The following is a 9,559-nucleotide window of genomic DNA, read 5'->3' on the forward strand; positions in this document are numbered from 1 at the left end:
GACCCGTACCCGGTCTGGGAGGGCCCCGGTGGTCCGGTCCGCATCGTCCCGCTCTTCCTCCTCTACGACTACACCTTCCGTGCGCCGGGCACGACCACCAAGGAAGCCTCCCTGGCGGCCGCCTACGAGACCGGCGTCGTCTGCGCGGACGAGCGGATGCTCTACCCGGACCCGTTCCCGGACCGCGACTCCTGGTGCCGCGAGCGCGTCCGGCTGACCGAGAAGCGGCTGGCGGCCTGCGACCCGGACGTCCCGCTGGTCTTCGTCAACCACTACCCGCTGGTCCGCCAGCCCACCGATATCCTCTGGTATCCCGAGTTCGCCCAGTGGTGCGGGACCGAGCTGACCGCAGACTGGCACACTCGGTTCAACACCGCGGCGATGATCTACGGCCACCTCCACATCCCGCGCCGGACCACCTACGACGGCGTCCCGTTCACGGAGGTCTCGCTCGGCTACCCGCGCGAGTGGCGCAAGCGCGGACTGCCGAACCCCCTGCTGCGGGAGGTCTTCCCGCAGACGGCGGACTGAGCATCCGGTTCAGCCGCTCCCACCTCCTTCTCCACCGCTCCTGCTCTGCCGTCTCCCGTTCCACCGCCTCCTACTCCGTCGCGATCGCCCGCAGGATGTCCAGCCGCGCCGCCCGGCCCGCCGGGCGGAGTCCGGCGACCGCGCCCGCCAGCAGCCCGGCCACCAGGACCACGGCCAGCTGGAGGGGCGGTATCGCGAACGATCCCGTCCCGGCGCTGTCCGAGGCCCGCACCAGGGCCCAGCCGAGGAAGGCTCCGAGCCCCAGACCGCCGACCGTCCCGAAGGCCGCCACCAGCACCGACTCCCAGCGCACCATGCCGCGCAGCTGGGCGCTGCTCTGACCGACCGCCCGCAGCAGCCCCAGCTCCCTGGTCCGCTCGTGCACCGCCAGCGTCAGGGTGTTGGTGATGCCCAGCAGCGCGATCAGCACCGCCAGCGCCAGCAGCGCGTAGACCACCGAGAGCATCGTGTCGACGCCGGAGGCCGCGCTCTTGGCGTACTCGGCGCGGTCCTGCACCTGCGGGCTGCCGTACGGGACCAGCGCCCGTTCCACCGCCGCCTTGCCCGCGGCGGCCGACACGCCGTCGCGCAGCCCGACCGCGACCATGGTGTCCGCGTCCTGCCCCCGGTGCGGGGCCCAGGCCTGCCGGGTCATCAGGTAGTCCCCGGCCAGGCTGCCGCCCTCGTACAGGGCACGGATCGTGAACGGACCGCTCGCCCCGTCGGTGAAACCCACGGTGACGGACTGTCCGAGCCGCCAGCCGCGCTGCTGCGCCTCGCTGCGGGAGACCGCCAGCCCGTCCGTGCCGAGCGCGGCCAGCGAGCCGTCGACCCGGCCGAGGTCCACGATCCCGGACAGCCGGGCCGGGTCGGTCACGTCCAGCGTCCGGCCGTGCCCGTCGATCCGGGCCACGCCGCGGCCGAGCCCGACCGTCTGCCGCACCTCGGGCAGGGCGGCCAGGGCGTCCGCCACCTTGGGGCTGATCCCGCTGCCGCCGGCCCCGAACGAGGCGGTGGTGACGGCGAGATCGCCCGCGAAGGACCTGCTCACCGTGGAGTCCAGGGTGGCCTTGATCGAGGCACCGAAGACGGTGAACAGCGTGACCACCGCGACCCCGATCATCAGGGCGCTCGCGGTGGCCGCCGTCCGGCGCGGGTTGCGGGCCGCGTTGCGCCGGGCGAGCACCCCGGAGACCCCGCGCAGCCTGGGCAGCGGCGCGCCCAGCGTCCGCACCGCGAGGGCCGCGGCGACCGGGCCGAGCACCACCATGCCGGCCAGTACCGCCAGGGCCCCGACGGCCGTCAGCAGCACGGACGGGCCGTCCGTCGCCCCGAGGACGGCCACCGGCACTCCCCCGGTCAGCAACAGGCCGCCGAGCACCACCCGGACGGCGCCCGAGCGCCCCTGCGCCGCCCGGTCGACCCCGGTCTCCTGCAGGGCCGCGAGCGGAGCCGTCCGCCCGGCCCGGACGGCCGGCAGCAGCGCGGAGCCCACCGCGACCAGCGTGCCGACCAGCAGCGGCAGCAGGACGGCGGCCGTGCCGATCACCATGCCGCCGGTCGGCAGGGCGAAGCCGAGTGCGGAGAAGAGCGCCTTGAGCCCGGCGGCCACCCCGATCCCGCCCAGCAGCCCGCCCAGCGAGGCCAGCAGGCCGACCGCCAGCGCCTCCGCCAGGGTCGCCCCGAGCACCTGGCCGCGCACCGCCCCGAGCGCCCGCAGCAGCGCGTTCTCCCTGGTCCGCTGGGCGACCACGATGGCGAAGGTGTTGTGGATGGTGAACGTCGCCACCAGCAGCGCGATCCCGGCGAAGACCAGCAGCAGCGTGGTGAACATGGTCAGGAACCGCCCGGACACCAGTTGGGTGGACTCCTGGGTGGCCGCCGCGCCGGTGATCGCCTGGACGCCTGCGGGCAGGTGCGGGGTGATCCGGTCGACCAGCTCCCGCTGGGAGACCCCGCCCGCGGCGCGGACCTGGATCGAGCCGGCCTGGCCCTCGCCCTTGGGCGTGAGGTACCGCTCGGCGTCCGCGAAGGTCATCGCGGTGAAGGTGCTCGGCCCCATGCCGTCCGCGTCCGCCCCGAAGGTGGCGATGCCGACGACGGTGACCGGCACCGGATCGGGGGTGCGCAGCACGGTGGTCGAGCCGACGCGCAGCCCGCCCGAATTCGCCGCGCCCCGGTTCACCACCACCTCGCCCGGGGCGGCCGGCGCCCGGCCCTCGGCCAGCCGGTACGGATTGAGCCGGCCGTCGACCAGCCAGTTGCCCGCCAGGGTGGGCGGGCCCTGACCGCCGATCGGCTTGCCGTTGCTCCCGATGAGCTGGCCCGCGCCCTGGACGGACGGCTCCGCGGCCGCCACCCCCGGCACGGTGCGCAGCCGGTCGGCGAGCGTCACCGCCACCGGCGCCCGCACCCCGCCGACCGTGCCCGCCGAGTCCAGCACGTCGGCGCTGCGGACCACGACGTCGGTGCCGGCGTTGGCGTCGGCGAAGAGGGTGTCGAAGTTGGCCCGCAGGGTGTCGCCGAGCACCATCGTGCCGGTCAGGAAGCTCACCCCGAGCAGGATGGACAGGAGGGTGCCGGCCAGCCGCCGTTTGTGGGCGCGCAGCGAGCGCAGGCTGAGCCGGAGGGGAACGGCGTTCACGACCGCCCCCGTTCGAAGGCCTTCATCCGGTCCAGCACCAGGGCGGAGGTGGGCTGCCGCATCCGGTCCACCAGCCGTCCGTCGGCGAGGAAGAGCGCCTCGTCGGCCCAGCCGGCGGCCGTCGGGTCGTGGGTGACCATGACCACGGCCCGGCCCATCTCGTCCACCGCCCGGCGCAACAGGCCGAGCACCTCGCCGCCGCTGCGGGAGTCGAGGTTGCCCGTCGGCTCGTCGGCGAAGACCACCCGGGGCCGCCCGGCCAGCGCCCGGGCCACCGCGACCCGCTGCTGCTGGCCGCCGGAGAGCTCGCTCGGACGGTGCCGCAGCCGGTCGCCGAGTCCGACCACGTCGACCAGCGTCTCCAGCCAGGCCTGGTCCGGGGCGACCCCGGCCAGGTCGAGCGGGAGGGTGATGTTCTCCAGGACGGTGAGCGTGGGCACCAGGTTGAAGGCCTGGAACACGAAGCCGATCCGCTCCCGGCGCAGCAGCGTGAGCCGCCGGTCGTTGAGCGGGCCGAGTTCGGTGTCGCCGATCCAGGCGCTGCCGGCGGTGAGCCTGTCCAGCCCGGCCGCGCAGTGCATCAGGGTGGACTTGCCCGAGCCGGACGGGCCCATGATCGCGGTGAACCGCCCGGCCGGGAACTCCACCGTCACGTGGTCCAGCGCGCGGACCTCGGTGCCGCCGACGCCGTAGACCTTCACGGCGTCGGCGACCCGGGCGGCGGTGCCCCGTACGACGTCCAGGGTGGTCACCTGGCGCCACCTCCCTTGGCGTCGTCCCGCGGCGACTCGCTGAGCACAGCCCGCTTGGCGCGGTACTCCTCGGCGTCGATGTCCCCCTCCGCATAGCGCCGGCCCAGGACGGCCAGCGGATGCTCCGCCGCGACTCCGGCTCCGGCTCCGGTTTCAACCCCGTACCCGTACCCGAAGCCGCAGCCGTGCCGCCGCCAGACCGTGCGGCGCAGCACCGCGATCACCAGGACCACCACGGCGATCCAGATCAATGGGATCAGCAGGATCCATGGGCCGGGGCCGTGCCAGTCGGCCAGCTGGGTGTACATGGTGGTTCAACTCCTCGGTGGTGGGCCTCCAGGACCTCGGGTGGTTCCCGAGGTGACTGGAGCGTCCCGCAGCGAGGTCTCATCACGCGTCCTACCAGCAGCGGCAGTTGGGATACTCCCGGGAGAGTAGGAACCGCCTGCGACACGCGGGGCCGGAAGCAGCCGCGCGACGGCGACGACTCCGGCGCACCCGCCCTGTGGACCGCAACCGCCCATCGACCAACCACCCGTGGGCCAACCACCCGTGGGCCGACCACCCGTGGGCCGCAACCGCCAGGAGCCGATCAGCCCAGCCAGCCCGGCCGCACCAGCCCCGACTCGTAGGCCAGCACCACCAGTTGCGCCCGGTCCCGCACGCCGAGCTTCACCATCGCCCGGCTGACGTGCGTCTTCGCCGTCAGCGGGCTGACCACCAGCCTCCGGGCGATCTCCTCGTTGGACAGCCCCATCCCGACCAGGGCCAGCACCTCGCGCTCCCGCTCGGTCAGCATCGAGATGTCCGAGAGCCCCTCCGGCACGGCCTCGGGCGCCTTCGACCGGGCGGCGAACTCGCCGATCAACCGCCTGGTGACGCCCGGCGAGAGCAGCGCGTCCCCCGCGACGGCGACCCGGATCGCCCGCAGCAGTTCGGCCGGCTCGGTGTCCTTGACCAGGAAGCCCGCGGCCCCCGAGCGCAGCGCCTCGAACACGTACTCGTCCAGCTCGAAGGTGGTCAGCACGACCACCCGCACGGGGGACAGCGCCGGGTCCTCGGCGATCCTCCTGGTCGCCTCCAGCCCGTCCATCCGCGGCATCCGGATGTCCATCAGCACGACGTCCGGCACGAGTTCACGGGCGAGCCGCAGCGCGGCCTCGCCGTCGTCCGCCTCGCCGACCACCGTCAGGTCGTCCTGGAGGTCCAACAGGGCCCGGAAGCCCGCCCTGACCAGCAGCTGGTCATCCGCCAGCAGTACCCGAATCAATCGCTCTCCGCCTTCGGTGTCGGCAGCTCCGCCCGGACCCGGAAGCCGCCGTCGGGCAGCGGCCCCGCGGCGATGGTGCCACCGAACGCCGCCGCGCGTTCCCGCATCCCAACCAGCCCGCTGCCCGACCCGCCCGCGTCCGCGAGCACCGCGGGCCCCGGGTCCTCCACCCGGACCACCAGCACGGCCGGGTCCGTCCAGTCCAGCACCACGACCGCCTGGCGGGCCGCCGAGTGCCGGACCACGTTGGTGAGCGCCTCCTGGACGATCCGGAAGGCGGTGAGGTCGACGGCGGCGGACAGCGCGCGCCGCTCACCGCGCTCCTGCACCTCCGCCGCCAGGCCCACCCGGTCCGCCTGCTCGGTGAGTTCGTCCAGCCGGTCCAGCCCCGGGGCCGGCCCGCGCGGCGCCGCCCCGGGCCCGCGCAGCGTCGCGAGCACCTGGCGGACCTCGCCGAGCGCCTCTTTGCTGGTCGACTTGATGGTGACCAGCGCGCCGCGGGCCTCCTCCGGCCGACGGTCGAGCAGCGCCAGCGCGACCCCGGCCTGGATGCTGATCAGCGACAGGCTGTGCGCCAGGATGTCGTGCAGCTCCCGGGCCATCCTGAGCCGTTCCTCGTTGGCCCGGCGCTCCTCCAGCTGCTGCCGGTAGGCCCGGTGGGCGGCGATCCGCTCGCGCCGGAACCGGACCAGCTCGCCCCCCGCCATCACCAGCAGCAGCCAGGCCAGCAGCCCGAGTTCCTGCGGCCAGACGCTGCCGGACGGCAGGGCCGCGCGCTGCCAGCTCTGCGGCAGGACGAAGGTGCCGAGCAGGTGCACCAGGTAGACGCCCCCCGCACCGGCCCAGGCCGCCCGGCGGTGCCCGGAGCCGATCGCCACGCAGCAGGCGATCAGCCAGCTCACGAAGGCCGGCCCGTACGGGTACCCGGCGGCCAGGTACCCGGCGGTGACCACCGAGGTGCCCGCCACCACCGCGACCGGCCGGCGCTCGCGCAGCACCAGCAGCGCCGGCCCGAGCAGCAGCAGGAGGTAGCCGAGGGCGTCCAGCGGGGCCCGCCCGTGCTGGTTGTGCCCGGCGAAGGTCGAGCCGACCACCTGGAGCACCGCGACCGCCGCCGCCGTCCCGAGCGGGTAGCCCGCCTTGGCCGCGCGCACCCACGGCGGGCTCCACGGCTCGGGCGGCTCCTCCGGCGGCTGCGCCGGTGGCCGCTCCGCCGAGGGCGGCTCGGTCGGCGGGGACATGGGCGGCATCATGCCCACAAGCTAGACCCGCGACGCGTCCCCGCGCGTCCTCCAGCAGTGGCGTTCGGGCGTACTCCCGCTGGAGTACGCCCGCCCCCGGTCGTCCTCAGTCCCCCGAGGCCGCCGAGCCGGCCCGGGCCTTCGCCTCCGCCTCCTCGAAGGTCGCCGACGCCTCCGGCCGCGCCAGCGTCACCACCAGCTCGCCGTCGCTCACGTCCGCGATCAGCGTGTCCCCCTCCCGCACCGAACCGTCCAGCAGCAGGTTGGAGATCCGGTTGTCCAACTCCGACTGGATCGTCCGGCGCAGCGGCCGGGCCCCGAACTCCGGCTGGTAGCCCCGGTTGACCAGGTACTCCTTGGCCGTCCCGGTGACGTCCAGCTCGACGTCCTGGGCCCGCAGCCGGCGCCGGCTGCGGTCCAGCAGCAGGTCCACCACCGAGAGCAGGTCCTTCCGGGTGAGCGCGTGGAAGACGATCACCTCGTCGATCCGGTTGAGGAACTCCGGCCGGAACTGCTGCCTCAGGTCGCGCATCAGGTCGTCACGGATCTCGTCCACGTTCCCCGCGTGGTCGAGGATCCGCTGGGAGCCGATGTTGCTGGTCATGATCACCACGGTGTTGCGGAAGTCGACCGTACGCCCCTGGGAGTCGGTCAGCCGCCCGTCGTCCAACACCTGGAGCAGCAGGTTGAAGACGTCCGGGTGCGCCTTCTCCACCTCGTCGAAGAGCAGCACGCTGTACGGCTTGCGGCGCACCGCCTCGGTCAGCTGCCCGGCCTCCTCGTAACCGACGTACCCGGGCGGGGAACCGACCAGCCGGGAGACGGTGTGCTTCTCCTGGAACTCGCTCATGTCGAAGCGGATCATCCGGTCCGGGTCGCCGAACAGCAGCGCCGCCAGCGCCTTCGCCAGCTCGGTCTTGCCGACGCCGGTCGGCCCGAGGAAGAGGAAGGAACCGGTCGGACGGTCCGGGTCACCCATCCCGGCCCGGCCGCGGCGCACCGCCTGGGCGACGGCCGTGACCGCCTCGTCCTGGCCGATCACCTTCTCGTGCAGGTGCTCCTCCAGCTTGAGCAGCCGCTCCTTCTCGGTCGCGTTCAGCTCCGCGACCGGGATGCCGGTCCGGGAGGAGAGCACCTGCGCGATGTCGTCGGCCGTCACATCGACGACCTCCTCGCGGGACTCGGCCATCGCCGCCAGTTCGTCCTCGGTCTGCCGCAGCTCGGTCTTCAGGTTGGCGGCCCGGACGAACTCCTCGTCCGCGACGGCCTCGTCCAGCTCCCGCTTCAGCTTGGTGATCCGGTCCTGCACCCCGGTCGCCTCGGTCGACCCGCTCAGGCTGCGCAGCCTGACCCGCGCGCCGGCCTGGTCCAACAGGTCGATCGCCTTGTCGGGCAGGAAACGGTCGCTGACGTACCGGTCGGAGAGCGTCGCCGCCGCGTCCAGCGCCTCGTCGGTGAACCGCACCTGGTGGTGCGCCTCGTACGCGTCGCGCAGCCCGTGGAGGATCTCGACGGTCTCCTCGACGCTCGGCTCGGGCACCAGCACCGGCTGGAAGCGGCGCTCCAGCGCGGCGTCCTTCTCCACGTGCTTGCGGTACTCGTCCAGCGTGGTCGCGCCGACCACGCTCAACTCGCCTCGCGCGAGCGCCGGTTTGAGGATGTTGCCGGCGTCCATCGAACCCTCGCCACCGCCGCCCGCGCCGACCACGGTGTGCAGCTCGTCCAGGAACAGGATCACGCTCTTCTCGGCCGCGGTGACCTCGTCGATCACGTTCTTCAGCCGCTCCTCGAACTCGCCCCGGTACTTGGAACCCGCCACCAGCGCGGTCAGGTCGAGGGTGACCACCCGCTTCTCCTTGAGGCTCTGCGGCACGTCCCCGGAGACGATCCGCTGGGCCAGGCCCTCGACGATCGCCGTCTTGCCGACGCCCGGCTCACCGATCAGCACCGGATTGTTCTTGGTCCGCCGGGAAAGGATCTCGACGGTCTGCTCGATCTCCTCGGCCCGCCCCACCACCGGGTCCAACCGGCCCGAACGCGCCTCCTCGGTGAGGTCGCGCCCGTACTCGTCCAGCGTCGGCGTCTCGCTCGGGCGGGCACCCGTACTGCTGCGCTCGCCGCCGGTGCCGCGCCCCTCCAGCACCGACTTCAGCGCCTCCTGCGAGGGCGCCGCGTTGCGCAGCGCCACCCCGGCCCCCGAGCGCTCCTGGTCGAGCAGCGCGCCGAGGATGTGCTCCGGGCCGATGTACGAGGCGCCCACCGCCTGCGACTGGGCGTGCGCGGCGAGCAGCGCGCGCTTGGCCGAGGGGGTGAGCGCCGGTCGGCCCTCCACCGCCTCCGGGTCGCCCGCGGGCAGGGCGTGCTCCAGGTCCCCGGAGAGCCGGTCCGGATCGATACCGGCCCGTTCCAGCATCCGGCGCGAGGGTTCCACCCGGGTGGCCGCCCACGCCAGGTGCGCGGTGTCGAGGTCACTGGAGCCGTCCTCGGCCGCCCGCCGCGCGGCCAGCGCGAGCAGCTCCTGCGAGGACTCGCTGAGCAACCGCCCGATCGGCACCCGCTGCACGGCGGGCGGGGAAGCCAGCGGGCTCATCCCGAAGAACCGGCTGAGCAGATCGGAGAACGGATCGTTCGATCCGAACGGGGGCACGGTCACGGCGCTTCACCTCTCCCAAGCGGTTTGCAGCCACACAAACACAGGCCGCGGCACCTCGCCTGTCGAGCCGGGCGGCACCGTCACCCGGCGTGCCCGGGCCTCGCCGCCGGCCGGACGTGCGGGGGGCACGGACGTGCGGGGGGACGGGCGGGCGGGCGGACGGGCGGGCCCGACGTAGAACCGTTCACGGGGCCGGGAACTCGCGTTCACCCGATGACCTGATCCAGCAGCACACCGCCGCTGTACGTCACCCCCATCGCCAGCAGCCCGCCCACGACGTTGCGCATGATCGCCCGTCCCGGCCCCGCCCCGCCCAACCGGGCGCTCGTCCAGCCCGACACGGTCAGCGCGACCGCCACCGCCACCACCGTCACCAGCAGCCGCCACGACTCCGGCGGCAGCAGCACCGCCAGCAGCGGCACCAGCGCACCCAGCGTGAACGCCGCCGCGCTCGCCAGCGCCGCCTCC

General features: G+C 73.9%; 7 protein-coding genes and 1 pseudogene. 1 reads left to right on the forward strand and 7 read right to left on the reverse strand.

Annotated features, from left to right (window positions below):
- Nucleotides 1-531: pseudogene (locus ACIQOV_RS12940) on the forward strand (metallophosphoesterase); the annotation flags it as partial.
- Nucleotides 532-601: 70 nt separating this feature from the next.
- Here ACIQOV_RS12940 and ACIQOV_RS12945 read toward each other — a convergent pair.
- From ACIQOV_RS12945 to ACIQOV_RS12975, 7 genes are all read right to left on the reverse strand, one after another.
- Nucleotides 602-3,175 carry an ABC transporter permease gene (locus ACIQOV_RS12945; protein ID WP_401048061.1) on the reverse strand — a complete coding sequence of 858 codons (2,574 nt, stop codon included), beginning with the start codon at nucleotides 3,173-3,175 and terminating at the stop codon, nucleotides 602-604.
- Nucleotides 3,172-3,927: an ABC transporter ATP-binding protein gene (locus ACIQOV_RS12950; protein ID WP_401048064.1), complete on the reverse strand. Its 756-nt coding sequence runs from the start codon at nucleotides 3,925-3,927 to the stop codon at nucleotides 3,172-3,174. Before ACIQOV_RS12950 ends, ACIQOV_RS12945 begins: the two co-directional genes overlap by 4 nt.
- A complete protein-coding gene (locus tag ACIQOV_RS12955; RefSeq protein ID WP_401048067.1) occupies nucleotides 3,924-4,235 on the reverse strand; it encodes an SHOCT domain-containing protein in 312 nt (103 codons plus the stop codon). The genes ACIQOV_RS12950 and ACIQOV_RS12955 overlap by 4 nt, the downstream gene beginning before the upstream one ends.
- A 284-nt stretch (nucleotides 4,236-4,519) precedes the next feature.
- Nucleotides 4,520-5,197 carry a response regulator transcription factor gene (locus ACIQOV_RS12960; RefSeq protein ID WP_359907250.1) on the reverse strand — a complete coding sequence of 226 codons (678 nt, stop codon included), beginning with the start codon at nucleotides 5,195-5,197 and terminating at the stop codon, nucleotides 4,520-4,522.
- A complete protein-coding gene (locus tag ACIQOV_RS12965) occupies nucleotides 5,194-6,438 on the reverse strand; it encodes a sensor histidine kinase (protein ID WP_401048071.1) in 1,245 nt (414 codons plus the stop codon). Before ACIQOV_RS12965 ends, ACIQOV_RS12960 begins: the two co-directional genes overlap by 4 nt.
- Before the next feature lie 106 nt (nucleotides 6,439-6,544).
- On the reverse strand, nucleotides 6,545-9,091 hold the full coding sequence (locus ACIQOV_RS12970; protein ID WP_401048073.1) for an ATP-dependent Clp protease ATP-binding subunit: 2,547 nt from the start codon (nucleotides 9,089-9,091) through the stop codon (nucleotides 6,545-6,547).
- Nucleotides 9,092-9,297: 206 nt separating this feature from the next.
- The coding region (locus ACIQOV_RS12975) for a VIT1/CCC1 transporter family protein (RefSeq protein ID WP_401048075.1) at nucleotides 9,298-9,559 on the reverse strand (262 nt) is incomplete at its 5' end.

Origin of the sequence: Kitasatospora sp. NPDC091257, assembly GCF_044757675.1 — a bacterium.
GTDB classification, from domain to species: Bacteria; Actinomycetota; Actinomycetes; order Streptomycetales; family Streptomycetaceae; genus Kitasatospora; species Kitasatospora lactacystinica.